Raw genomic sequence first — 23342 nt, forward strand, 5'->3', positions numbered from 1 at the left:
CCCGTCTCCCGCCGGTGTCGCACATGCGGATTGAAGGCCATCCGATATCCGGCGCCAGGCTCGTGGCGATCGTGTGTTCTGCGCAGGTCCTCGTGCAGATCGGTGCGTTCTTCTGGCCTGCGTTGCTTCCGCAGATGATCCAACGCTGGCAGCTCAGCAACAGCGAGGCGGGCTGGATCACGTCCGCTTTCTACGGTGCCTACATGGTGGCGGTGCCGGTGCTGGTGACGCTGACAGATCGAGTCGATGCGAGGCGCGTCTATCTCTTCGGCGTTGGCTGCTCGGCACTCGCGCATGTGCTGTTCGGGCTGGTGGCCGACGGCTTCTGGACGGCGCTCCTGCTACGCGCCCTGGCGGGCATCGGATGGGCCGGCACCTATATGACCGGCCTGAAGCTGCTGGCCGACCAGGTTGACGAGAAGATGATGTCGCGCGCGGTCACCGGTCATGCCGCCGGCATCGGCATCTCGGGAGCGCTCTCCTATATCGCCGGCGACTTCCTCGCCGACCAGTTCGGGTGGCGGGCGGCGTTCGCGATCGGTGGCGGCACCGCAGCAGCGGCGTGGCTCTCGGTCGCGCTGCTGGTGCCCGGCCGTTCCATCCCACGTCACCCGGGTGGGCCGGCGCTGTTCGACTTTCGGCCCGTGTTGCGCAATCGCTCGGCGATGGCCTATGCGTTGGCCTATTGTGCCCATACGCTGGAGATGAACACCTTGCGCGGCTGGGGCGTGGCGTTCCTCGCCTGGATCGCCGCACAGACCGGTCGGATCGACGATGCCTTGTCGCCGACCGTAGTGATCACGGCGCTCGGGTTGATCGGCACAGCAGCGAGCGTCGTGGGCAACGAGGCTTCCATCCGTTTCGGCCGGCGACGATTGATCGTGGCGTCGATGCTGTTGTCGATTGCGCTGGGCGCCGTGCTCGGACTGCTCGGAACTCTTTCGTATGCCGCCGCCATCGCGCTGGTGATCGCCTACGGGCTCGTGATCTGGCTCGATTCCTCGTCGTTGACCGCCGGCACCGCGGGGACCGCCGAACCGTCGCGGCGAGGCGCCACCCTGGCGGTCCATTCGATGCTGGGATACGGCGGTGGCTTCATCGGCCCGATCGCCATGGGATGGACGCTGGATCTCGCGGGAGGGATGTCCGTGTATGCTTGGTGGCTCGGCTTCCTCGTGGTCGCGGCCTTCATGGCGCTGGCGTTGGCGATCTTCATCGCTCTGCAGCCGCGCGGCCTGGCCGGCGAGGTCTCCTGATCGCCTCGCTGGAGTGCGTGGCGTCTTGCGGGCAGACTGACGGCACCAGGAGGAGGGCTCATGCAAGACCGTCAGATCGGCGACGTCCGTGTCACGCGCATCGAGGAACAGATGGGGCCTGGCTTTCCAGCCAGGGACTTCTTCCCGGAGTTCGAGGCGGACGCCTTTGCGGCCCAGCAGCACTGGCTGGCGCCGAGCTACTATCAGCCGGAAAGCGGTCGGCTCGTGACATCGATCCATTCCTGGCTGGTACGCACCGGCACGTACACGATCCTGATCGATGCGTGCAGCGGCAACCATAAGCCGCGGCCCGGCATGCCGCGTTTCGACATGCTGAACACGGCCTATCTCGATCGCCTGCGCGAGGCGGGCGTGCAGCCGGAGGAGATCGACTTCGTGATGTGCACGCATCTCCATGTCGATCACGTGGGATGGAACACGCGACAGGAGAGTGGCAAGTGGGTGCCGACCTTTCCCAATGCCAAATACGTCATGTCGCGTACCGATCACGATCACTGGGCGGCGCTGGCGAAGAAGCCCGATACCGAGACCTACCAGATCAATACCTACAACGATTCGGTGTTGCCGATCGTGGAGGCGAAGAAGGCGGAGTTCGTTTCGGGCGAGCACGGCATGTGCGGCTGCTGCATTCTGAAGCCGGCGCCCGGCCATACGCCGGGGCAGATTCGCATCGATCTCGAGTCGCGAGGCAAATGCGCCATCTTTGCCGGCGATGCCTTGCATAATCCGGTTCAGGTGCCGTTGTGGAAATGGAACAGTCGGTTTTGCGAGGATCGTGACCTGGCGCGCCAGACTCGCCACACCCTGCTGGCCGATTGCGCCGAGCAGGGCGGGCTCCTGATGCCGGCACATTTCGCGCCGCCGCACGCTGCCTATGTGAAGGCGACCGGCGACAGTTTCGAGCTCGACTGGGACTACGACAATGCGCGCGGGCGGGTCGGTTGACGGGACGACTGTCCTCGAGGTCGGAGAGCTCAGCGCAGCGGTGGCGCGAACATCAAGCCGCCGTCACGCCAAAGGCGGTTGAGCCCACGATCGACGCCGAGCGGGCCGAGATTGCGGGCGAAACTCTCCCCATAGTTTCCGACCTGGGCCACGACGTTCAGAGCCCAGGCCGGCTCCAGGCCCAACATCTTGCCGAGATCGCCGGTCTTGCCGACGAAGCGCTGGACGTTGGGATCAGTGCTGGCACCAGCCTCGGCTTTCACATTCTGTGACGTCAATCCCATCTCCTCGGCGTTGACCATCGCCCAGAAGCTCCAGCGCACGATGTTCGCCCACTGATCGTCGCCGCTCTTGACTGCTGGGCTCAGCGGCTCCTTCGTGACCACTTCAGGCAGCAGGCGATAGTCGCCTTGGGTCGGTAGGGTCGAACGGATGCCCATGAGCTGCGTGGAGTCGCTGGTCATCGCATCGCACCGCCCGCCGACAAAGGCAGACTTCATCGTGTCGACGTTCTCGAACGTTACCGGCGCGAACTTGAGCCCGTTGCGTGAAAAATAATCCTGCACACCAAGCAACGTCTCGGTACCGGCCTGCGCGCAGATGGTGGCGCCATTCAGGTCGCGAGCGGATTTGGCCGGCGATGTCTTTGTAACCATGAAAGCCGTACCGTCGTAGTAATTCACGGCCGTGAAGGTGAGACCGAGCTGGGCGCTGCGGGCATAGGTCCAGGTGGCATTGCGGGCCAGCAGGTCGACCTCACCCGACTGCAAGGCTGTGAATCTTTGAACAGCAGTCAGCGGGACGAACTGTACCTTTGTCGCGTCACCAAACACCGAGGCGGCGACGGAGCGGCAGACATCGACGTCTAGGCCGCGATAGACGCCCTGGCTATCCGGCAGGCTGAACCCTGGAAATCCAGTCGAAACGCCGCAGCGGACGGCCCCTCTGGTTTTCACGGTATCGAGCGTCGCCGCATGGGCAGAGCCGGCGGCAAGAGGAGCAGCAAGGACAAGGGCGAGCAGGAAACGGGGAGACATCGTCGGCATTCCTCCCTTTAGGCCGCCCGGGCGGCGGCCATCTGGTCGAGGCTCGCGCGCAGCGATTTCTCGAGGATGTCGACCGCACGATCGACCTCGTCGGTCGATACGGTCAGCGGTGGGGCGATGCGCCATACCGAACCCCGCTCGGGCCGGCGGCGAATGTTCATGCTGAGGCCGCTCTCGAAGCATTTGGCCGTCGTCAAGGCGCCAAGCTCGTGCGCCGGCGCCTTTGAGGCACGGTCGCGCACCAGTTCGACGCCGATGAGCAGGCCGAGGCCGCGGACGTCGCCGATCACTTCGTAGCGTTGCTGCAGCTCCTGCAGCCGGCCCCGCAGATAGGCACCCATGGTCCGTGCCCGCTCGATCAGGCCTTCCTCGGCGATGACCTTGAGGACGGCGAGCCCGACCTCGGCTGTCAGCGGATCGGAGACATGGCTTGTGTAGTAGGTGAAATGGCGGTCGTGCAGTGCCTCTTCGATCCGGGCCGTGGTGGCGACCGCGGCAAGGGGCAGTCCGCCGCCCAGCGTCTTGGACATGGTCATAATGTCAGGAACGACGCCGAAATACTCCGCGCCGGTGCGGGTGCCGATACGCCCGAAGGCTGTCTGCGCCTCGTCGAAGATCAGCAGCATGCCCCGGTCGTCGGCGGCCTGACGCAAAGCCTGGAGGAATGCCTTAGGCGGAACCAGCACACCGCCGGCGCTGATCACCGGCTCGACGATGATGGCCGCACCGCGGCCCGCCGACTGCATGTCGAACATCCTGAGCGCGAGATCGAGGTTGGCGAGCGCGGCTTCCTCGTCGGTCGCACCGGGAATATAGGGCCTGTAGGCATTCGGCTCGGGAATGACGAAGACGCCCGGCGCCGGGACGCCGTAGCCTTTTCGATCGCTCGCCATCGATACCGAGCCCGCACCTCCGGTGATGCCGTGCCACGAGCCGCCGAGCGCCAGCACTTCGTATCCGTCGGTGAACATCTTGGCCATGCGAAGGGCGACCTCGGTCGCCTCCGAGCCCGTGTTGATGAAGATCGTCCGCTCCAGGTCGCCCGGCAGCCAGTCGCGCGCCAGCGTCGCCGCCAGTTCGACCACCACCTCGGGGATCATGCCGCTGAAGAGGTGAAATGCCTTCTGGCCGGCGCGATGAACGGCCTCGACGATGGCGGGATGGTTGTGGCCGATGGTGGCGCACATCTGGCCGGACGTGAAATCCAGATACTCGCGCCCCTCGCTATCGGTAACGACAGTGCCCCTGGCGGAACGGAAGAGATTGGGGAAGCTGTCGCCGCCGTAGCGGACGAGATAATCCTTGGCAGCCTGGCGCAGGTCCGTATCCATGGTTCGATCCTTGCTGTAGCGTCACGAGTCGATACGGAGGCGTGGGAGTGACAGCCAGAGCAAAGAACTCAGCACCCGCTGAACTGCGCTCACCTGTGCAGGCGCAGAGGCCGCGCCTGCCGCCCCTCAAGGCGCTGCTGGCCTTCGAAGCCGCCTCCCGTCACGGCAGCTTCGCGCAGGGTGCCCAGGAACTCGGCGTCACGCCGTCGGCGGTCAGTCATCAGATCCAGCAGCTAGAGGATTTCCTCGGTGTATCCCTGTTCCAGCGCCAGGCCGGCGGTGCTGCCCTGACGAATGCCGGCCGCATCTATGCGCGCGAGGTCGAACGGGCGATCGGCATCATCTCGGAAGCAACCGGACTGGTCGCGCCGCAATCTCAGGCGGGCCATCTGGTCATCGCCGCCAGTCCGAGTTTTGCAGCGAAGTGGCTGCAACCCCGGTTGCCCGATTTCCTGCGCGCCCATCCAGACGTCCGTGTGCGCTTGTCGACCCTGTCCGAACCCGGTGACCTTGATACCGCCCGGTTCGATATCGCGATCGTCTATGGCGCAGCGCCGTCGGCGCCGTGGCGGGCCGAGCCGCTTCTGGTCGAACGGCTGCGGCCGCTTTGTAGCCCGGCGCTGGCAAAGGCGCTGGGTCTGCGCAGCCCGGCGGATCTGGCGCGCGCTCCTCTCATTCATTCCATGAATGCGCTGACATGGGCCGACTATCTGAGGCAGGTCGGCGTGAAGGGTCTGCGTGCCGCCAATGAGTTGTGGCTCGATCGTTCGACCATGGCGATCGATGCGGCCGTGAACGGCCTGGGCGTGGTGCTCGAGAGCGAGATGCTGGCGGCCGAAGAACTGCGCGACGGCCGCCTCATCGCGCCTTTCGGCGGGGACGCCCACACCGTCGAGGCGGCGTCCTATTTCCTCGTCAGGGCGCCGGGCTTGCGTAGCGGCACCCGGACGGCATCGTTCGAGAAGTGGCTGCGCGGCGCCATCGCCGCGGCAAATCTACCGGGAAGGAAATGATGCGGGACCGGCGTTTGGAGCGCGCGCATCGCGCCCACTGCATGACGGCGGGATTTGCGGGTCGCTCTACCGCTCGAACATCTTGAGCGCCTTCTGCATGTCGTAAGGCTTTTCTTCGAGCGAGTCGGGATCCCATTCGCTGCGCTCGGTAGCGAAGAAGTCGCCGCCGTAGATATGCAGGGCGCCGGTGACGCGCGGGATCGGATTGACCACCGAGTGAATGACGTCGGGGCCGAACACCTGCACATCCTTGGTCGAGAGCGACTTGGCGCCGGCGGCTTCGATACGGCCGGCCGCATCGTCCGGCAGGCGCCGCCACAGGATGTTGTCCTCGCGCCCGCCATAGACGCCGATCACGGCCCACATCGAATGATCGTGGGGCATGATCACCATGTTGGGCGGCCAGAAGACGTTGATGACCGTGAGTTCGGGCGAACGGTGCAGCGGGACGATCCCGCCGGGCTTCGGTTCGCCCAGCGCACCGATCACGGCCGAGGGGTCGGACACGGCGCGGGCGACGACCTCGCGCACGTTGCGGGAGGCATGGGCGCCGTCCAGCGCGGCGCGACAATCTGCGATGAACTGGTCCTTGTCGAACATGGAGACTCCCCTCTGCAGTCGGCCCTCCGCATGAGGCCGATCGGACCGGTTGAAGCATGGCAGCCCGGAGGTGCGGTCGTCCATTCGATGGTGACCGGAATCGTCGCTTCACGACCTCGGCCCCTATGATGGCCGTCGTTGCCGAAGGTGTGAGCGATGCCGAGAAACAGTCAGACCCCCATGATTCCCGTTTTCCTGCCGTTTATTCCGACGGCGCGATCAGAAAAATGCAGAAAAATAAGGGTTTTGGTGAAAGGCTCCCGTTATTTTTCCGTTTATTTAACGGCGACAGCCTCCGCCGCCCGAACTCGCGAGGCGCTCACGCGTCGCGAGGATATTTTTGTCTGGCAGGTGCGTCCGCAAACCCGGACGGGACTACCGGCCCTTCCAGTTGGGCTTGCGCTTCTCGGCGAAGGCCTTGGGTCCCTCGACCGTGTCCTCGCTCTTGGTCATGGCGACAAAGGCTGGATAATTGAGATTGTGCATGGCCGTTTCGAGCGCCGGCACATCGAGCGAGCGCATCACGACCTGCTTGGTGGCGCGCACCGACATGGGCGAGCAGGCGAGGATATCGTCGGCCCAGCGGCGAGCTTCCTTGAGGAGATCTGCGTGCGGCACGACGGCCGTGACGAATCCCAGTTCGAAGCCTTCCTTGGCCGAGACGTGCCGACCGGTGAGCATCATGCCCATGGCCTTCTTGAGGGGGATCATGCGCGACAGCCGCTGCATGCCGCCGGCGCCGGCGGCGAGGCCGACCTTGGGTTCGGGCAAGGCGAAGGTCGCCTTGTCGGACGCGACGATGATGTCGCAGGCCAAGGCGATCTCGAAGCCGCCCCCCATGGCGACACCGTTGACGGCGGCGATCACCGGCTTGTCGAGATCGTGGCGGTTGGTCAGGCCGCCGAAGCCCTTGAGGGGGTGCACCGGCCGCTTGCCTGTCTTGGCCTGGGTCTCGGCGTGATACTTGAGGTCATTGCCAGCGCAGAAGGCCTTGTCGCCGGCGCCAGTGATGATGGCGACCCAGAGATCGGGATTGGCATGGAACTCGTCGAAGGCCTCCACGAGCTCCTGGTTCGCCATCGGATGGCAGGCGTTATAGACCTCCGGCCGGTTGATCGTGACGATCATCAGGCGGCCCTCGATATCGACCTTGCTGTACTGACCCATGGCGTTTCCTGTCCTCCGGTGCGACGTTGTGTGAATGCTGGTTTACCCCGCGCCGTGGACAATGCAAAAGCGCGCCATTGCCGAGTCGGAAATTGCAGTTTCCGGCGATCGGCGCGGCGGCGTTCTCGACGCACCCGGCACCCGCTTTCCAAGCGGCTCGTCGAAGGAAAGTTAGCGGGGTTTCCTGAAGTGAAATCTCAGAAATGGCAGACCTTGAGCAAGGCGGCCGCGTTTCCAATATATGGTGTGCCTGCATGCAGGCATTAGGTCGCCGCCACCTTGTCAATATTCGGTATCTGCATGGGCAGAGCCTTATTTTTCTGGGTGTTTTCGCTTCTGGCGTGAAGATTGACGTCGATATCGGGCACCAAGCCGAAAACTATATCTAGTAGCCGGATGGCCGCCCCGCCCGACGATTAGGGGTCGGTTTGGCGTACTGTTGCGGCATCGCAACACGATAAAATTGAAAAATTTCCGTGGCTTGTTGGGCTTGGAGCGGGGCCCCAGATCCGACGCGGAGTTGGAACAATCCAGCCCCGCCCCCAACACCCATCTGTTCAGTACATGAGGGAAATCCATGAAAAAGGCTTTGCTGGCCGCCGCAGCGCTCATCGCGCTTCCGGTGATGGCACAGGCCCAGACGCCGTCGTCAGGGTTCTATATCGGTGCGGAAGGCGGCCTGAACTGGCTGCTCAACACCACCATCCTCGGTAATTCTGTTAGCCCGCAGACTGGTTGGGCGGCGGGCGGCGTGGTCGGTTACGACTTCGTCGGTCCGAGGGTCGAGCTGGAAGGCGTCTATCGGAACAACCAGACCAACATTGGTTTCCCGGGTCGTGCCATCAACAACCAGATCGGCCAGCTCTCGGTCATGGCCAACCTGCTGTATGATTTCGCGCCAGGCGCGACCATTACGCCCTATGTCGGCGCCGGCGCCGGTATCGCGTTCGTCGACAGCGACTCCTCCCTGGGGAGCACGCAGTTCGCCTATCAGGGCATCGTCGGTCTCGGCTGGAACGTGGATAGCACTTTCCGCGTCAACCTCGACGGCCGCTACTACGGCACGACCAATCCGAGCGTTGCCGGAACGAGCTGGAGCAACAACAACTTCAGCGTGATGCTGGGTCTGCAGGTCAAGTTCGGCGCCCCGGCCGAGGCCGCTCCGCCGCCGCCACCGCCGCCGGTCCAGGCGCCGTCCTTCATGGTGTTCTTCGACTGGGATCGCGCGAACCTGTCGCAACAGGCCCTGGCCACGGTCCAGCAGGCGGCTGACGCCTACAAGACCAAGGGCAATGCGCGCATCACGGCGACCGGCCATACTGACCGGTCGGGCCCGGAGAGCTACAACATGGCGCTGTCGCTGCGTCGTGCGAACGCGGTCAAGGATGCCCTGGTGCGCGACGGCGTGCCGGCCACGGCGATCTCGGTCGTCGGCAAGGGCGAGGCCGATCCGCTGGTTCCGACCGCCGACGGCGTCCGCGAGCCGCAGAACCGCCGCGTCGTGATCGCGCTCCAGTAATACGGGGCGGAACATCTGTTCCGAGAGGCGGCCGGGTCATTCCCGGCCGTTTCTTTTTGTTCCCGCCCTGGTTCCCAAGGGGAGGGGGCGCTTTTCAGGTTGGCGCGCGCTGGATGCGTCTCTATATCCGAGCGCAGGAGAGTGAAATCAATGTCGCAAGTGTTGATGCCCAAGGCGACGGCCGTGTGGCTCGTCGAGAATACGACCCTGACGTTCGACCAGATCTCGGCCTTCACCGGCCTGCATCCGCTCGAAATCCAGGCGATCGCCGATGGCGAAGTCGCAGGCGGCATGACGGGACTGGACCCGACGACCAACGGGCAGCTGACCAAGGAAGAGATCAAGCGCTGCGAGGTCGATCCGAAAGCGCGACTGAAACTCAGCGTCCGCGACGTGCCGGAGCCGATGGCCCGTTCCAAGGGACCGCGCTATACGCCGGTCGCCAAGCGGCAGGATCGGCCGGATGCTATCGCCTGGCTGCTGAAGGTCCATCCCGAGCTGCAGGACAGCCAGGTCGCCAAGCTGGTCGGCTCGACCAAGAGCACGGTCCAGTCGGTGCGCGATCGCACGCATTGGAACATGCAGAACGTCCGGCCGCGCGACCCCGTCACACTGGGGCTGTGTTCGCTGAAGGATCTGAACGACGCGGTCGATCGCGCCCGCCGCAAGGCGGCTCGCGAAGATGCGGCGCGCAAGAAGGCCGGCCTGGCGCCGCTCGAGTCGGAGGTCGAAGCCGAGGCGGTGGATCCGGGCGAGGCGGATCAGCCCGAGGTGGACGCGCTCGACAGCGAGCACCACAACTGATGATTCCGCGGCCGCACGCGGTGCGGCCTCAGACCGTCAACATCACCTTGCCGACGTGGTTGGCGCGCTCGAGTTCCGCGTGCGCGCCTGCCGCGTCCCTGAGCGGAAAGGTCTTGTAGAGGATCGGTCGGGTCTTGCCGCTCTCCAGCAGCGGCCAGACCTTCTCCTTGAGGCCGTGTGCCATGCGGCCCTTGTTCTCGATGCTCTGCGGCCGCAGCGTCGAGCCCGTCAGGGTGAGGCGATTGACCATCACGATACCGGCGCTGATGGTCGCCGTCGCGCCGCCCTGGAGCGCGATCACCACGCAGCGCCCGTCCTGCTTCAGCAGTTGCAGGTTCTTCGGCAGATAGTCGCCGGCCACCATGTCGAGCACGACATCGACGCCGCCCGACAGCTTCTTCACTTCGGCCGCCCAGTCGTTGTCCTTGTAGAGGATGGCGTGATCGGCGCCGAGCTTGACCACGGCCTCGGCCTTCTCGGCATTGCGGACCGTCGTGAACACCTTGGCACCAAAGGCCTTGGCGAGCTGGATCGCCGTGGTGCCGATGCCGCTGGCGCCGCCATGGATCAACACCGACTCGCCGGCCTCGAGGCGACCGCGCTCGAACAGGTTGTGCCAGACCGTGAAGTAGTTCTCTGGCAGCGCCGCCGCGTGCAGCATGTCGAAGCCCTTCGGAGGCGGCAGGCATTGCGGGGCGGGGACGGTGCAATATTCGGCATAGGCGCCGCCCGGTGTCAGCGCGCAGACCGCATCGCCCACACTCCAGCCGCTGACGCCGTCACCGATCGCGGCAACCGTTCCCGCGCATTCGAGGCCCGGCAGATCGGACGCACCCGGCGGCGGCGGATAGGTGCCCGCACGCTGCGCCAGGTCGGGGCGATTGACGCCGGCCGCCGCCACCTTGACCAGCAGTTCGCCTGCCTTGGGTTGCGGCACGGGCCGCTGTGTCGGCACCAGGACCTCGGGCCCGCCCGGAGTCTTGATTTCAACGCACATCATCGTTGCGGGCAGCGCGCTCATGGCCGGCCTTTCGGTTCTAGGGGAGCAATGGTAGGTCTCACTTAGCCGCTTCCGTGGAGTCTTGCCATGGCCTTCGATCTCGAGGATCTCGATCCGCGCAATAAGAGGACGAAACCCGTCAACCTCGACGACATGAGCGTCGACGCGCTCAAGGAGTACGTCGATGCCTTGAAGGCGGAGATCGAACGGGTCGAAGCCAAGATCAAGGCCAAGCAAAGCCATGCTTCAGCTGCCGCGGCATTCTTCAAGAGGTAAGGCACGTCATGTCGCTCAAGGGTAAGTCCGCCATCGTCACCGGCTCAACCAGCGGGATCGGTCGGGCCGTCGCCGAGGCCTTCGCGGCCGAAGGCTGCAACGTCATGCTCAACGGCTTCGGCGATCCGGCCGCGATCGCCAAGCTCCAGCAAGAGATGGCGAAGAAGAACGGTGTGCGGGTCGAGTATGACGGCGCCGACATGAGCAAGCCGGCCGAGATCGCCGATCTCGTCGCCAAAGCCCAAGCCGCCTTCGGTGCCGTAGACATCCTGGTGAACAATGCCGGCATCCAGTTCACCGCACCGATCGAGCAGTTCCCGATCGAGAAGTGGGACGCGATCATCGCCATCAACCTCAGCGCCACCTTCCATGCCATCCGGGCCGCGTTGCCGGCGATGAAGGCGAGGAAGTGGGGGCGCATCATCAACATCGCCAGTACCCACGGCCTCGTGGCCTCGACGCACAAGGTCGCTTATGTGGCCGCCAAGCACGGCATCGTCGGTCTCACCAAGGTGGTCGGCATGGAGTGCGCGGATACCGGCGTCACCTGCAATGCCATCTGTCCGGGCTGGGTCCTCACCCCGCTGGTGCAGGCGCAGATCGATGCGCGCGCGAAGGAGCAGGGCATCCCGGTCGAGCAGGCGGCCAAGAACCTGCTGGCCGAGAAACAGCCGCAACTGCAGTTCACCAAGCCCGAACAGATCGCCGGTCTCGCCGTATTCCTGGCCTCCGATACGGCGTCGAACATGCAGGGCACTCAGCTCGTATCGGACGGCGGCTGGACGGCTCAATAAGAAACAGCTCTCGAGGCGAGAGCGAGAGGGGGAGACCCGGTGGTCGAAGCGAAGTTCCTGAAGCCCGATACGCTCGCCTTGCATGCGGGCCAGCATCCCGACCCGGTGACGGGGGCGCGGGCGGTGCCGATCTATCAGACGACGTCCTACGTCTTCCGCGACGTCGACCATGCGGCGAGCCTGTTCAATCTCGAGGTCGGCGGCCATATCTACAGCCGCATCTCCAACCCAACCGTCAGCGTGTTCGAGGAGCGCGTCGCGGCACTCGAGGAGGGATCGGGAGCGCTCGGCGTGTCGAGCGGACAGGCGGCGTTGCATATCGCCATCGCCACGCTGATGGGCGCCGGCGGCCACATCGTCGCCTCGACATCGCTCTATGGCGGCACGCGCAACATGCTGGCGCTCACCCTGCCGCGCTTCGGCATCACCACGACCTTCGTGCATCCGCGCGACCACGATGGGTTCGCCAAGGCAATCAAGTCCGAGACCCGGTTGGTGCTGGGCGAGACGATCGGAAATCCGGGCGGCGAAGTGCTCGATATCCCGGCCATCGCCGACATCGCGCACGCGGCGAAGATCCCGCTGATGGTCGACAACACCTTCGCGTCGCCGATCCTGTGCCGGCCCCTGACCCTTGGCGCCGATATCGTTTTCCATTCGGCCACCAAGTTCATCGGCGGCCACGGCGTGGCGATCGGCGGCGTGATCGTCGACTCCGGTCGGTTCGACTGGGAGGGCTCGGGTAAGTTCCCCACCCTCACCGAACCCTACGCCGGCTATCACGGCATCGACTTCGCCGAGGAGTTCGGCCCGCATGCCTTCATCATGCGTGCCCGTGCCGAAGGCGTCCGCGACTTCGGTTGCTGCCTGGCGCCGCAGAACGCCTTCTATCTGCTCCAGGGACTGGAGACACTGCCGCTGCGCGTGGCACGTCATGTCGAGAATGCGCGCAAGGTCGTCGCCTTCCTCAAGGGGAATCCGGCCGTCGAGCGTATTGCCTCGCCCGAATTGCCCGAGCATCCGGACCATGAGCTCGCCAACCGTCTCCTGCCCAAGGGGGCAGGCTCGATCTTCAGCTTCGACATCAAGGGCGGGCGCGAAGCGGGGCGCCGCTTCATCGAACGGCTGAAGCTGTTCTCGCATCTCGCCAACGTCGGTGACGCCAAGTCGCTGGTGATCCATCCTGCCTCGACCACGCACGCGCAGCTCGATGCCGCGGCATTGCAGGCCGCCGGTATCGGTGAAGGCATGATTCGTCTCTCGGTCGGCCTCGAGGATCCCGACGATCTGATCGACGATCTCGGGCAGGCGCTGCGCGCGTCGCAAAAGGGCTGACCATGAAACTCAAAGTGGACGGTCGCGATGTCTTCGCGACGACGGGCGGCGTGAGCTTCGATCCGTCCAAGCCCGCGGTGATCTTCCTCCACGGCGCCGGTTTCGACCGCACGGGCTGGCGCCTGCAGACGCGCTGGTTCGCGCATCATGGCCGCAGCGTGCTGGCGGTGGACTTCCCGGCACATGGCTGGTCGGAAGGTCCGATGCTGACCAGCATTGCCGACATGGCGGATTGGACCGCGCGCCTGATCGACGCGGCCGGCCTCGAGAGCGCGGCGTTGGTCGGCCATTCGATGGGGGCGCTGGTGGCGCTCGATTGTGCCGGCCGTCATGGCGGCAAGGTGAGGGCACTCGGCCTCTGCGGAGTCGCGACCGAGATGCCCGTTCATCCCGAGATGCTCGAGTCGGCCAAGGCCAACACCCTCAAGGTACAGGAGCTGATGACCTTCTGGGGGATCGGCAATTCGCTGCACAAGGGTGGCATGGTCTCGCCCGGCCTGTGGCTGCGTCGTGAGTCCCTGGCGGTGCTGTCGCATAACGAGCCCGACGTCATTCATGCCGATCTTGCGGCCTGCAATGCCTATAAGGACGTGCTTGCCCGCGCTTCCGCCGTCAAATGCCCGACCGTGCTCGTGCTGGGAGACGGCGATCTGATGACGCCGGCGGCAAAAGCCAAATCCCTGGCGGCCGCCATTGCCGGCGCCGAGACGGTCGTGATTCCCAACTGCGGACATTTCATGATGGTGGAGCGTCCGGACGAGACGCTTGAGGCCCTGAAGCGCCATGTCTGATCGGGTCGCCCTCGTCACCGGCTCGACCCAGGGGATCGGTGCCGCAATTGCGCGGCGTCTCGCGAAGGAGGGCTATCGCGTCGCGTTGCATGGCCGTCGGTCGGCCTCGGAGATGGCATCCCTGCTGACTGGACTGCCGGGCGCGAGCTATCACGCGGCCGATCTCGAACAGGTCGAAAGCGCCGGCAGCCTCGTGCGCGATGTGCTGGCCCATCATGGCCGGCTCGATGTGCTGGTGAACAACGCCGGTGCCGTCGCTCGCTTTCCCCACGCCGACCTCAAGGCGGCAACGCCGGCGGTTTGGCGGCGCATGATGGACGTGAACCTGATCGCGCCCTGGATGTTGATCACCGAGGCCGAAACGGCGCTGCGCGCCTCGGCGCGGACGGGCCGACCGGGCTGCATCGTGAATATCGGCACGCATGCCGGCGTGCGACCGAAGGGATCGTCCATCCCTTATGCCGTGTCGAAGGCGGCCCTCCATCACACCACGCGGCTGCTGGCGCTCACGCTTGGGCCTGACATCCGGGTGAACTGCGTCGCCCCCGGCCTGGTCGATACGGCCATGAGCACGGGATGGGAAGCCGCCTATGAGCTCTGGAACACCAAGTCCCCGATGCGCCGTCCTGCGAAACCAGATGACATCGCCGATCTGGTGGCCGCGTTCTGTCGCAACGATTACGTTACGGGAGAGATCCTGATCGCCGACGGTGGACTCAATCTGACCTGAGGCGCCAAGACCCAAAAGCGACGGAGGAACCATGAACGTCCAGACCTTGCCGCCCGGCTACAAGACCGCTCCGTGGACACCGCCCGAGAAGATCGATGGCAAGATGCTGGCGGAGGCCAGTGCGAAGCTGATCGAACTCCTGCGCATCCGCACGCAGCCGATCGGCATGAAGCTGTTCGAGAACCCGGCGGACATGGAAAAGATTCCGGGCATTCGCAAGCCGACCGAGGGCTTCAAGTTCACCATGTGCCAGATGGTGACCCAGTCGCGCTGGTACGGCTTTACCCTCGGCATCACTGTCGACAATACGCGCGGCGGCAACTGCGGGGGCGTCGTCGGCCTCAATCATCCGGGTGAGGATTTCCTGTCGGGCGATCACATGAACGGCGTGTGGTTTGGCAACAAGGAAGCGTCGGCTGCCCATCAGGCCCAGATGCCGCGCGTGCCGAACGGCACCTATAACGGCCTTGCGGTCTCGCCATTGCGGTCGGGCCGGCTCGATCCGCCGGATATCTGCCTGTTCTACGGCACGCCCGGCCAGATGATCTATTTCATCAACGGCCTGCAGTACCATCGCTATCGTCGCTACGACTTCACCGTCACTGGGGAGAGTGCCTGCGCCGATTCCTGGGGGCGGGCATTGGCGACGCGTCAGACCTCGCTGTCGCTGCCGTGCTTCGCCGAGCGACGCTATGGCGGCGTGGCCGATGACGAACTGCTGATGGCCTGCCCGCCGGATGAGTTCCTGCGGGCGATCGAGGGCATGGGCCATCTCGGCAAGAACGGGCTGCGCTATCCGTTCCCGCCCTATGGCGCGGTGATGGATCCGGCGCTTGGCATGGCCAAGAGCTACAGCTGACCGTGCTCTACGTCGTCGCCTGGCCGATCCTGAGCGAGACCGACGACACCGCATTGCGGCGGATACGGGCGCAATATCACGCTGGCGAGGCCGACCTGATCGGCCCGCATTTCACGCTCGTCTTCGGTGCGCCGCCCGAGCGCGAACGCTCGTTGCACGCGGCGCTGGAACAGGTCCAGCAGCGCCCCTTCTGGTTTTTGCTGGACCGCGTGGTTCGGCTCGATCAGCGGCCGCCCTCGCGCTCCGCCTATCTTTATGCGGTTCCGAGCGAAGGCGCCTCCGCCCTGGCGGGACTTCACGAGGCGCTGAACCCGGTGCCGGGCGACGAGGACTTCGAACCGCACATTACATTGGGTCTATTTCAGCGCTCGGCCGATGCCGAACAGGTCGCCCGCGTCATCGAGCGTCAGCATCTGCCGATGCACGGCCGGATCGAGGAGTTGAGCCTCCTGCGGCACCAAGGTGACGCCCTCGAGACGATCAAGCAGGTCCGATTGGCGGGCTGACAGCCCGGCCCGTGCTCAATGCCAGAGCGGCGGCATCGGCGGCAGGCGTACATTTCCCGCATGCGCCGAGATGCCCAATCGTCTCAGCAGATCACGAAGTTCCCGCGGCGGCCGCATCTCGGGGCCGTTCGTGGCGACGTTGGCCAACCGGCTGAGACGATCGATGACGCGCTGGAGGCGGTCGTTGTCCTGGGGGAAGCGCTGCACGTCGATGGTCTTGCTTTCGTCGATGCCGGCCTTTGCCTTGGCGATGCTGAACGCCAGCTGCAAGCCGCCCAGCTCGTCGATCAGTCCGGCACGACGGGCATCGACGCCGCCGAATACACGGCCGCGGGCGGCTAGGTCGAGCCGGGTGGCGTCGAGTTGCCGGGCCTCGCCGACCTGATGGGCGAAGTCGGCATAGATGGCGTCGAGCTGCCGGCCTATCGCGGCGCGCTGAGCGGCGTTGGGAAGGTGGAATGAGGAGAACATGCCGGCATTGGCGCCGGCGGTGAGGCGATCGACCTTGATGCCAAGCGTGTTGAGCAGGTCGGGCATCGCCACCGGCCACATGCCGAATACGCCGATCGATCCGGTGATGGTGCTGGGCTCGGCCACGATCACATCGGCCCGCACGGCGGCGAGATAGCCTCCCGAAGCGGCGACGTCGCCCATCGAAACGATCACGGGCTTGCCGGCCGCACGAGCGCGGGCAACGCCGTCGGCAATGGCATCCGCGGCGGGATAGGTACCGCCAGGGGAGTCGATCCGCAGAACGATGGCCTTCACGTCCTTCGACTGGGCGGCCGCATCGAGGGCGTCGACGATGTCGTCCGACGCCGCCTGCAGGTCGTCGTCGAGCGGTGTATCGCTGCCTGGGCCAGAGACGATGGTGCCGCTGACGCGAACGAGCGCGATCACGTCGCCGCGAGGTTTGGGCCGGCGATCCTCATCGCTGTAGTCGGAGAGCGACACCAGATCGTGGGTCTTTCCTGCCCGCTGCCAGACATCGTCCATGGCGTCGGCGCGATAGCCGATCTTGTCCACCAGCCCCTCGGTGCGGGCCCGCTCGGAATCGAAGGGCGTGGAGTCGATCAACTGTCGAAGCTTGGCCGGCGCGATATGACGTTCACGGGAAACATCCTCGATGAACTGGCCGTAGAGCGCGTCGATCAGCTGCTGAAGGTTTTCCCGGGCCGGGGCGGTCATCGCGGTCTCGGTGAAGGTATCGGGCGCGCTCTTGTATTCGTAGCGCTTGCCCCCTTCCATGCGGACCCCGAGCTTGTCGAGTCCGGCCTTCACGAACGGGGTCTCGATGGCGAGGCCGGCCACGCCGAAACCGCCACTCGGCTGCAGCCAGATGCGATCGAGCGCCGAGGCGAGATAGTAATCGGAGAAATGATCGCCACTGCTGCCCAGCGACTCGGCGAACCCGATCACGAACTTGCCCTTGCCGCGGAAGCGCTGAATAGCTTCGCGGAGCTCCTGCACTCGCGCCAGTCCGGCGTCCTCGTCGCCGATCTCCACATAGAGGCCGCTGACGCGCGGATCGTCGGCGGCGCGCCAGAGGGCCTGAACCGTATCGACGATATCCTGGGAGCTGCCCGCCCACAGGCTGCTCAGGACATCGGACGAAACGGTCTCCGGCGGCAGGCTGCGCAGGTCGAGCGACAGTACCATCGAGGAGGGAAGGGAACGGGTGGCAAAGGGGCCCCGGGCGGCGAAGTACACACCCACTCCGGCAAGCAGCAGTGTAATGGCGCCGATGGTCGCGAGCAGGCCAACAACAAACCGCCTCATGGCGGGCTCTCCAACTGATCAGGATTTGACGAGATTGGGCCGAAACCTTCTGACAGCGTCAAGCATTGCGGACGCCGAGGTGTCGAGCCCGTTGTCGCGGACGAGCACCCCCGCAGGGACGCCGCGAATAGGCCGGAGTCCGTCATCGAGACTCCACATGGAAAGCCTAAGATCCGCCGCCACGAATGCTTCCGGCAGCAGGCCGATCTGCAATTGCGGACGCAGTGCGAGCCGACGCAGGCGCACCCATTGCACATCGGACCAGCCGAGGCGACGATTCCGGCCAAAGCCGAGTTGGATGCCATTGCGATCGATCACGACCTGCGGCTCGCGATCGAGGGCGTGGCTGATGCCAATGTAGGCATAGTAGAGCATCGCCACGGCCAGGACCGCGAACAGTACCGTCCGCGGGTCCGCCAGCGACGGGCTCGGAGCATTGGCCGGATGGGTGGCGAAATGCAGGACCGCTGCAGCCACCATGGCGACCGCCACCAACGCCATGCTCAGATTGTGAAACTTTCCGTACCGCGCCTGGAGGGATTCGGGGGCGGCCATCTTAGCCGCACTGCGCGCGATGGCGCAGCAGATGGTCGGCAAGGACGCAGGCAATCATCGCCTCGGCGACAGGCGTCGCGCGGATGCCGACGCACGGATCGTGCCGGCCTTTCGTCCGAAGCTCGACGTCATTGCCGAAGCGATCGACGCTGCGCACGGTCGAGAGGATCGAGCTGGTCGGCTTCACGGCCAGACGACAGACGATATCCTGGCCCGTCGAGATGCCACCCAGGATGCCGCCGGCATGATTGCTGAGGAAGGTCGGATGGCCGTCCTTCATCCGCATCTCGTCGGCATTCTGCTCGCCGCTCATGGCAGCGGTTGCGAAGCCGTCGCCGATCTCCACGCCTTTGACGGCATTGATGCTCATCAGCGCCTTGGCGAGATCGGCATCGAGCTTGTCGTAGACAGGTTCGCCCAAACCGACGGGAACGCCGGACGCCACGACCTCGATCACCGCTCCGCAGGAACTGCCGCGCTTGCGCACATCGTCGAGATAACCTTCCCATCGCTGGACGGCCTGGCGGTCGGGACACCAGAACGGATTGTCGGCGGTGGCGTCCCAGTCCCACGTCGCACGGTCGATCTTCTCCGTACCGATCTGGATCACCGCGCCGCGAATGGTGACGCCATCACCCAGGATCTTGCGGGCAATGGCGCCGGCCGCGACTCGCACTGCCGTCTCTCGCGCCGACTGCCGACCGCCGCCGCGATAGTCGCGCACGCCATATTTCTTGAAGTAGGTGTAGTCGGCATGCGACGGGCGGAACTGATCCTTGATATCGCCATAGTCGCGGCTCCGTTGATCGACGTTGTCGATATGCAGTGCGATCGGCGTACCGGTCGTCACGCCTTCGAACACGCCTGACAGGATTTTGACCGTATCCGGCTCCTGCCGCTGCGTCACGAAGCGCGATTGGCCGGGACGGCGCTTGTCCATCCACACCTGGATATCGGCCTCGCTGAGGGCGATCCGGGATGGCGTGCCATCGACCACGCAGCCGATCGCTGGCCCGTGGCTTTCGCCCCAGCTGGTGAACCGGAAGAGGGTGCCGAAACTGCTGCCGGCCATGGCCGGCGGCCTCCGCGTTAGTCGTCGTCGAAATTGGCGAGCAGCTCGCTGAGCTGCTTGGCCGACTGGGTCTTGATCATGCCGACGACATGATAGCCGGCATCGACATGCATTACCTCACCGGTCACGCCGCTGCCGAGATCCGACAGGAGATAGAGACCGGCATTGCCGACTTCCTCGGTGGAAACGTTGCGCTTGAGCGGCGCATTCAGTTCGTTCCACTTGAGAATGTAATTGAAGTCGCCGATGCCCGATGCGGCCAGGGTCTTGATCGGACCCGCGGAAATGGCGTTGACGCGGATCTTCCTGTCGCCAAGGTCCGCGGCCAGATAGCGCACGCTCGCCTCGAGCGCCGCCTTGGCGACGCCCATGACGTTGTAGTGCGGCATGACGCGCTCGGCGCCGTAATAGGTGAGGGTCAGCAGGCTGCCGCCGTCCTTCATCAGCGGCACGGCGCGTTGGGCGACGGCGGTGAAGGAGTAGCAGCTGATATTCATTGTCAGCTGGAAATTGTCAGGTGTCGTATCGAGATACCGACCCTTCAGCTGGTCCTTGTTCGAGAAGGCGATGGCATGGACCAGGAAGTCGAGGCCGCCCCATTTCTTCTCGATTTCGGCAAAGGTCGCGTCGATGCTGGCTGCATCCGAAACGTCGCAGGGCAGGACCAGCTCGCTGCCGATCTCCTGCGCCAGCGGACGCACGCGCTTCTCGAGCGCTTCCCCTTGATAGGTGAAGGCAAGCTGGGCGCCATGATCGTGGCAGGCTTTTGCGATCCCCCAGGCAATCGACCGATGGTTGGCGACGCCCATGACCAGGCCTTTTTTTCCGGCCATTAATTGTGCAGCTGCAGTCATGCCCCGTTCTAGCGGGGCTGCGTCAGCGGGACAAGATGCCGGTGGTGAAAGGCGCCTTGGCCCTCCATATTGTGTGGATCATGATTCGCGAGAAAGCCGATCCGCTTGATCTTTTTGCCGAATGGTATGCCGAGGCCGTCAAGAGCGAACCGAACGATCCGTCGGCCATGGCCCTCGGGACGGTCGGGCCGGACGGCATGCCCTCGGTTCGTATGGTGTTGCTGAAGGATTACGATCCTGCCGGTTTCGTGTTCTACACGAATTACGAAAGCCGCAAGGGGCGCCAGCTCCTGGCCAATCCGAAAGCGGCCCTCCTGTTCCATTGGAAATCCTTGCGGCGGCAGGTGCGGCTCGAAGGGCCGATCGAGAAGACCACGCCCGAGGAAGCCGATGCCTATTTTTCCACCCGCGCCCGCGGCAGCCAGATCGGGGCCTGGGCATCCGAGCAATCGCGACCGCTGGAGAGCCGGTTCGCACTGGAGAAGCGCGTGGCCGAGGTCACGGCGAAATACGTCATCGGCAAGGTGCCTAGGCCTGACCATTGGTCCGGCTTTCGCCTGCAGCCCCTCCTGATCGAATTCTGGCAGGATGGTGCTTTCCGGCTGCATGATCGTTTGGAGTATAGTCGCCCAACCCCCGGTGCACCGTGGTCGACACGCACGCTGTATCCCTGACGGCCGAGCCTGAGGTCGCCGCGCGCCTGATGCGGCGCGCGAGCATCGCCTCGATGTCGGTGGCCGCGATCTTGATCGTCGCCAAGGCTCTGGCCTGGTTACTGACCGACTCGATCGGCATGCTCTCTTCGCTGGTCGACTCGGCGCTCGATCTCGTGAGTTCGATGATCACCTTCGTCGCCATCCGGCAGGCTCTGGTTCCGGCGGACGAGGACCATCGCTTCGGTCACGGCAAGGCGGAGGCGTTGGCCGGTGTGGCGCAGGCCGGCTTCATCGCCGCTTCCGCTGGCGGTCTGGTGCTTACGGTCATCGATCGCTTCCTCCATCCGCGACCGGTGCAACAGGAGTTCGCCGGCCTGCTGGTCAGCGGCGTTGCGATCGTCCTGACTTTCGCGCTGATGTCATTTCAGAACTATGTCGTACGCATGACCAAGTCGATCGCCATCACGGCGGACAAGGCCCACTACACGACGGATTTCGTCACCAATATCGCGGTCGGTGCCGGCATCGTGGCGGCCAGCCGGCTCGAGCAGCCCTGGATCGATCTGGCCGTCGCCCTGGGCGTCGCGGCCTATCTGGTAATCGGGGCATGGTCGATCGGCCGGACCTCGATCGACGTGCTCATGGATCGGGAGCTGCCGGCGGAAGACAGGCAGCGTATTCTGGATTTGGCCATGCGCCATCCGGGGGTCCGCAGCGTGCACGATCTGCGCACGCGCTCCTCGGGCCTGACGCAATTCATCCAGCTCCATGTCGTGTTCCAGCCGACGATGTCGCTGGGGCGGGCGCATGTGATGGGCGACTCGATCGAAGCCGAGATCCGCGAGGCTTTTCCGCAGGCGGAAGTGATCCTGCATATCGATCCCTGGAACGACCACGACCTCGGCGCCCGCCGCTGACGTAATGGGTGACCGTCCGTCCTTCGTCATCGAGGACCAATCGGAGGTCATCGACTTTCTCGAGAAGCGGCTGGCGCCGGCCCGGCGCATCGACACGCACGGCGCCGTGGTCTTCCTGAGGGAGGATCGCGCCTACAAGCTGAAGCGGGCCGTGAAGTTTCCCTACATGGATTTCTCGACGGTCGAGCGGCGGGCCGAGATGTGCCGGGCGGAAATCGAGATCAATCGCCTCATGGCGCCGGAGATCTATCTCGGCGTGGCGGCGGTCCGGCGTAACCGCACCGGCCTGGTTCTGGGCGAACTCGACGAGGCGGCAGATGACGCGGTGGATTGGCTGGTCGTCATGCGGCGCTTCGACGACGAGGCCCTGTTCGACCGGCTGGCGGAGAAGGGGAGCCTCACGCCGGATCTCATGGCACTGCTCGGCGCTCGGGTCGCGTCGATCCATGACCGACTTCCAGCGATCCGGAACGGGTTTGGCCGGCCGGACGACTATCGTCATTCGGTGGCGGCCGACGTGCGACAGATGCGCGAGCACGGCGCCAGACTCGATCCCGAACTCAGCGAAGCGCTGGCCGAAGCGATGCCGCGCTCCCTCGAGCCGTTCCTCGACGTGGTTGCGCGGCGGGTCGAGGCCGGAGCGATCCGGCGCTGCCATGGCGACCTTCATCTCCGCAATATCGTCCTGATCGAAGGCCAGCCGACGCCATTCGATGCGATCGAATTCTCGGCGCGCATCGCCAACATCGATGTGCTGTACGATCTTGCCTTCGCGTTGATGGATCTCGGCCATCGTGGTCTGTGGCCGCTGGCCAACCGGCTGCTGAACGAATGGCTGTGGCGAATCAAGGAATTGCCGTTGGCGCCGCACGAGGAAGCGCTGGCCTTGTTGCCGATGTTTCTCAGTCGTCGCGCCGCCATCCGCGCCTATGTCGATGCATCGGTTGCCGCGGTAAAGGGCGGCGATACCGATCTGGCTCGCGCGTACCAGCGGCTGGCGCTGGAAGTGCTGAAGCCTGCGCCGCCGCGGCTGGTGGCGGTCGGCGGACTTTCCGGGAGCGGCAAGACGACGAAGGCCATGGCCATTGCGCCCGGCATCGGACGCGTCCCCGGGGCCATCGTCGTGCGCAGCGATGTCGAGCGGAAACGTGCGGCGGGCATCCCGCTGGAGCAGCGCATGCCGCCCGGTAGTTACACGCCACAGGCGTCTGCCGCCGTCTACGCCGCGATGATCGAACGCGCCGATCGGGTTCTAAGGTCGGGGCAGAGTGCGGTGCTCGATGCGGTCTTCGCCCGGCCGGAGGAACGCGCCGCGGCAGAGGAGCTGGCGCGGAAGGTCGGCGTGCCGTTCGAGGGCATATGGCTCGACGTGCCGAAGGAAGTGGCTCAAGCCCGCGTCGCTGGCCGCAAAGCCGACGCCTCGGATGCGACGCCGGATGTCGTGGCCCGTCAGTTCAGCTACGAGCTGGGCGAGATCGGCTGGAAGCGGCGGTAGCGGAGCGCCCTGCGCACTCCG

The 23342-nt window shown here is 65.0% G+C and carries 24 protein-coding genes; 15 read left to right on the plus strand and 9 right to left on the minus strand.

Translation table 11 applies throughout. The features are described from left to right. The first annotated feature begins 23 nt into the window (after window positions 1-23). Window positions 24-1256 (plus strand): MFS transporter, encoded by a 1233-nt coding sequence (locus B5D62_RS20815; protein WP_085935872.1) that lies wholly within the window; start codon window positions 24-26, stop codon window positions 1254-1256. A 60-nt stretch (window positions 1257-1316) separates the two neighbouring features. Next, complete coding sequence (locus B5D62_RS20820; protein WP_085935873.1) at window positions 1317-2222, plus strand: MBL fold metallo-hydrolase; 906 nt, start codon at window positions 1317-1319, stop codon at window positions 2220-2222. Between the two features lie 29 nt (window positions 2223-2251). Here the strand turns inward: B5D62_RS20820 and B5D62_RS20825 are convergent, their stop codons facing one another. Together B5D62_RS20825 and B5D62_RS20830 are read right to left on the minus strand one after the other, a co-directional pair. Further along, a complete protein-coding gene (locus B5D62_RS20825; RefSeq protein WP_085936004.1) occupies window positions 2252-3259 on the minus strand; it encodes an amino acid ABC transporter substrate-binding protein in 1008 nt (335 codons plus the stop codon). Between the two features lie 17 nt (window positions 3260-3276). Then, window positions 3277-4599: an aspartate aminotransferase family protein gene (locus tag B5D62_RS20830; RefSeq protein ID WP_085935874.1), complete on the minus strand. Its 1323-nt coding sequence runs from the start codon at window positions 4597-4599 to the stop codon at window positions 3277-3279. A gap of 47 nt (window positions 4600-4646) precedes the next feature. Between B5D62_RS20830 and B5D62_RS20835 the strand changes: the two genes are divergently transcribed. Beyond that, on the plus strand, window positions 4647-5612 hold the full coding sequence (locus B5D62_RS20835) for a LysR substrate-binding domain-containing protein (protein WP_218191177.1): 966 nt from the start codon (window positions 4647-4649) through the stop codon (window positions 5610-5612). 66 nt (window positions 5613-5678) lie between these two features. Here the strand turns inward: B5D62_RS20835 and B5D62_RS20840 are convergent, their stop codons facing one another. Together B5D62_RS20840 and B5D62_RS20845 are read right to left on the minus strand one after the other, a co-directional pair. Then, the gene (locus B5D62_RS20840) at window positions 5679-6212 is read right to left on the minus strand and encodes a cysteine dioxygenase family protein (protein ID WP_085935875.1); all 534 of its coding nucleotides are present in this window, start codon (window positions 6210-6212) and stop codon (window positions 5679-5681) included. Between the two features lie 375 nt (window positions 6213-6587). After that, entirely contained in the window at window positions 6588-7379 is a 792-nt protein-coding gene (locus B5D62_RS20845) for an enoyl-CoA hydratase-related protein (RefSeq protein WP_085935876.1), read from the minus strand. Window positions 7380-7956: 577 nt separating this feature from the next. On the opposite strand from B5D62_RS20845, the gene B5D62_RS20855 reads away from it, so the two are divergent. Together B5D62_RS20855 and B5D62_RS20860 are read left to right on the plus strand one after the other, a co-directional pair. Next, window positions 7957-8898 (plus strand): OmpA family protein, encoded by a 942-nt coding sequence (locus B5D62_RS20855; RefSeq protein WP_085935878.1) that lies wholly within the window; start codon window positions 7957-7959, stop codon window positions 8896-8898. 150 nt (window positions 8899-9048) lie between these two features. Next, window positions 9049-9702: a DUF1013 domain-containing protein gene (locus B5D62_RS20860; protein WP_085935879.1), complete on the plus strand. Its 654-nt coding sequence runs from the start codon at window positions 9049-9051 to the stop codon at window positions 9700-9702. A 28-nt stretch (window positions 9703-9730) separates the two neighbouring features. Here B5D62_RS20860 and B5D62_RS20865 read toward each other — a convergent pair whose 3' ends face one another. After that, the gene (locus B5D62_RS20865; RefSeq protein ID WP_218191178.1) at window positions 9731-10723 is read right to left on the minus strand and encodes an NAD(P)H-quinone oxidoreductase; all 993 of its coding nucleotides are present in this window, start codon (window positions 10721-10723) and stop codon (window positions 9731-9733) included. Window positions 10724-10789: 66 nt separating this feature from the next. On the opposite strand from B5D62_RS20865, the gene B5D62_RS20870 reads away from it, so the two are divergent. Genes B5D62_RS20870 through B5D62_RS20900 form a run of 7 tightly spaced genes read left to right on the plus strand, consistent with a single transcriptional unit; the run spans window position 10790 to window position 15993 of the window. Beyond that, window positions 10790-10978: a DUF1192 family protein gene (locus B5D62_RS20870; RefSeq protein WP_085935880.1), complete on the plus strand. Its 189-nt coding sequence runs from the start codon at window positions 10790-10792 to the stop codon at window positions 10976-10978. Window positions 10979-10986: 8 nt separating this feature from the next. Continuing rightward, the gene (locus tag B5D62_RS20875) at window positions 10987-11772 is read left to right on the plus strand and encodes a 3-hydroxybutyrate dehydrogenase (protein ID WP_085935881.1); all 786 of its coding nucleotides are present in this window, start codon (window positions 10987-10989) and stop codon (window positions 11770-11772) included. Between the two features lie 39 nt (window positions 11773-11811). Further along, window positions 11812-13107 carry an O-acetylhomoserine aminocarboxypropyltransferase gene (locus B5D62_RS20880; RefSeq protein WP_085935882.1) on the plus strand — a complete coding sequence of 432 codons (1296 nt, stop codon included), beginning with the start codon at window positions 11812-11814 and terminating at the stop codon, window positions 13105-13107. Window positions 13108-13109: 2 nt separating this feature from the next. Next, window positions 13110-13898: an alpha/beta fold hydrolase gene (locus B5D62_RS20885; RefSeq protein ID WP_085935883.1), complete on the plus strand. Its 789-nt coding sequence runs from the start codon at window positions 13110-13112 to the stop codon at window positions 13896-13898. Then, the gene (locus B5D62_RS20890) at window positions 13891-14628 is read left to right on the plus strand and encodes an SDR family NAD(P)-dependent oxidoreductase (RefSeq protein WP_085935884.1); all 738 of its coding nucleotides are present in this window, start codon (window positions 13891-13893) and stop codon (window positions 14626-14628) included. Before B5D62_RS20885 ends, B5D62_RS20890 begins: the two co-directional genes overlap by 8 nt. Window positions 14629-14659: 31 nt before the next feature. Continuing rightward, window positions 14660-15487: a DUF169 domain-containing protein gene (locus B5D62_RS20895; RefSeq protein ID WP_218191179.1), complete on the plus strand. Its 828-nt coding sequence runs from the start codon at window positions 14660-14662 to the stop codon at window positions 15485-15487. A gap of 2 nt (window positions 15488-15489) precedes the next feature. Next, on the plus strand, window positions 15490-15993 hold the full coding sequence (locus B5D62_RS20900) for a 2'-5' RNA ligase family protein (protein WP_170921047.1): 504 nt from the start codon (window positions 15490-15492) through the stop codon (window positions 15991-15993). Between the two features lie 15 nt (window positions 15994-16008). On the opposite strand, the gene sppA is transcribed toward B5D62_RS20900, so the two are convergent. From sppA to fabI, 4 genes are read right to left on the minus strand one after another with little or no spacing between them, the layout of a single operon-like run. Beyond that, entirely contained in the window at window positions 16009-17772 is a 1764-nt protein-coding gene (gene sppA, locus B5D62_RS20905) for a signal peptide peptidase SppA (protein ID WP_085935886.1), read from the minus strand. A gap of 18 nt (window positions 17773-17790) precedes the next feature. After that, window positions 17791-18327, minus strand: a complete 537-nt coding sequence (locus B5D62_RS20910) for a hypothetical protein (RefSeq protein ID WP_085935887.1) — start codon at window positions 18325-18327, stop codon at window positions 17791-17793. A gap of 1 nt (window position 18328) precedes the next feature. Next, window positions 18329-19399 carry a chorismate synthase gene (gene aroC / locus B5D62_RS20915; protein WP_085935888.1) on the minus strand — a complete coding sequence of 357 codons (1071 nt, stop codon included), beginning with the start codon at window positions 19397-19399 and terminating at the stop codon, window positions 18329-18331. Between the two features lie 17 nt (window positions 19400-19416). After that, entirely contained in the window at window positions 19417-20253 is an 837-nt protein-coding gene (fabI, locus tag B5D62_RS20920; protein WP_085935889.1) for an enoyl-ACP reductase FabI, read from the minus strand. Between the two features lie 80 nt (window positions 20254-20333). Between fabI and pdxH the strand changes: the two genes are divergently transcribed. From pdxH to B5D62_RS20935, 3 genes are read left to right on the plus strand one after another with little or no spacing between them, the layout of a single operon-like run. Next, complete coding sequence (gene pdxH, locus B5D62_RS20925) at window positions 20334-20927, plus strand: pyridoxamine 5'-phosphate oxidase (RefSeq protein ID WP_085936008.1); 594 nt, start codon at window positions 20334-20336, stop codon at window positions 20925-20927. After that, window positions 20900-21826, plus strand: a complete 927-nt coding sequence (locus tag B5D62_RS20930) for a cation diffusion facilitator family transporter (RefSeq protein WP_139374000.1) — start codon at window positions 20900-20902, stop codon at window positions 21824-21826. Before pdxH ends, B5D62_RS20930 begins: the two co-directional genes overlap by 28 nt. Window positions 21827-21830: 4 nt before the next feature. Further along, window positions 21831-23321, plus strand: coding sequence for a bifunctional aminoglycoside phosphotransferase/ATP-binding protein (locus B5D62_RS20935; RefSeq protein WP_085935890.1), 1491 nt, complete (start codon window positions 21831-21833; stop codon window positions 23319-23321). The last annotated feature ends 21 nt before the right edge of the window (window positions 23322-23342 follow it).

Origin of the sequence: Enhydrobacter aerosaccus, assembly GCF_900167455.1 — a bacterium.
Taxonomy (GTDB): domain Bacteria; phylum Pseudomonadota; class Alphaproteobacteria; order Reyranellales; family Reyranellaceae; genus Reyranella; species Reyranella aerosaccus.

What these genes read in the sequence shown, in the direction of transcription:
- B5D62_RS20815 (WP_085935872.1), top strand. Translation starts at nt 24, where the DNA reads ATGCGGATTGAAGGCCATCCGATATCCGGCGCCAGGCTCGTGGCGATC.
- B5D62_RS20820 (WP_085935873.1), top strand. Translation starts at nt 1,317, where the DNA reads ATGCAAGACCGTCAGATCGGCGACGTCCGTGTCACGCGCATCGAGGAA.
- B5D62_RS20825 (WP_085936004.1), bottom strand. Translation starts at nt 3,259, where the DNA reads ATGTCTCCCCGTTTCCTGCTCGCCCTTGTCCTTGCTGCTCCTCTTGCC.
- B5D62_RS20830 (WP_085935874.1), bottom strand. Translation starts at nt 4,599, where the DNA reads ATGGATACGGACCTGCGCCAGGCTGCCAAGGATTATCTCGTCCGCTAC.
- B5D62_RS20840 (WP_085935875.1), bottom strand. Translation starts at nt 6,212, where the DNA reads ATGTTCGACAAGGACCAGTTCATCGCAGATTGTCGCGCCGCGCTGGAC.
- B5D62_RS20845 (WP_085935876.1), bottom strand. Translation starts at nt 7,379, where the DNA reads ATGGGTCAGTACAGCAAGGTCGATATCGAGGGCCGCCTGATGATCGTC.
- B5D62_RS20855 (WP_085935878.1), top strand. Translation starts at nt 7,957, where the DNA reads ATGAAAAAGGCTTTGCTGGCCGCCGCAGCGCTCATCGCGCTTCCGGTG.
- B5D62_RS20860 (WP_085935879.1), top strand. Translation starts at nt 9,049, where the DNA reads ATGTCGCAAGTGTTGATGCCCAAGGCGACGGCCGTGTGGCTCGTCGAG.
- B5D62_RS20865 (WP_218191178.1), bottom strand. Translation starts at nt 10,723, where the DNA reads ATGAGCGCGCTGCCCGCAACGATGATGTGCGTTGAAATCAAGACTCCG.
- B5D62_RS20870 (WP_085935880.1), top strand. Translation starts at nt 10,790, where the DNA reads ATGGCCTTCGATCTCGAGGATCTCGATCCGCGCAATAAGAGGACGAAA.
- B5D62_RS20875 (WP_085935881.1), top strand. Translation starts at nt 10,987, where the DNA reads ATGTCGCTCAAGGGTAAGTCCGCCATCGTCACCGGCTCAACCAGCGGG.
- B5D62_RS20885 (WP_085935883.1), top strand. Translation starts at nt 13,110, where the DNA reads ATGAAACTCAAAGTGGACGGTCGCGATGTCTTCGCGACGACGGGCGGC.
- B5D62_RS20890 (WP_085935884.1), top strand. Translation starts at nt 13,891, where the DNA reads ATGTCTGATCGGGTCGCCCTCGTCACCGGCTCGACCCAGGGGATCGGT.
- B5D62_RS20895 (WP_218191179.1), top strand. Translation starts at nt 14,660, where the DNA reads ATGAACGTCCAGACCTTGCCGCCCGGCTACAAGACCGCTCCGTGGACA.
- sppA (WP_085935886.1), bottom strand. Translation starts at nt 17,772, where the DNA reads ATGAGGCGGTTTGTTGTTGGCCTGCTCGCGACCATCGGCGCCATTACA.
- B5D62_RS20910 (WP_085935887.1), bottom strand. Translation starts at nt 18,327, where the DNA reads ATGGCCGCCCCCGAATCCCTCCAGGCGCGGTACGGAAAGTTTCACAAT.
- aroC (WP_085935888.1), bottom strand. Translation starts at nt 19,399, where the DNA reads ATGGCCGGCAGCAGTTTCGGCACCCTCTTCCGGTTCACCAGCTGGGGC.
- fabI (WP_085935889.1), bottom strand. Translation starts at nt 20,253, where the DNA reads ATGACTGCAGCTGCACAATTAATGGCCGGAAAAAAAGGCCTGGTCATG.
- pdxH (WP_085936008.1), top strand. Translation starts at nt 20,334, where the DNA reads ATGATTCGCGAGAAAGCCGATCCGCTTGATCTTTTTGCCGAATGGTAT.
- B5D62_RS20935 (WP_085935890.1), top strand. Translation starts at nt 21,831, where the DNA reads ATGGGTGACCGTCCGTCCTTCGTCATCGAGGACCAATCGGAGGTCATC.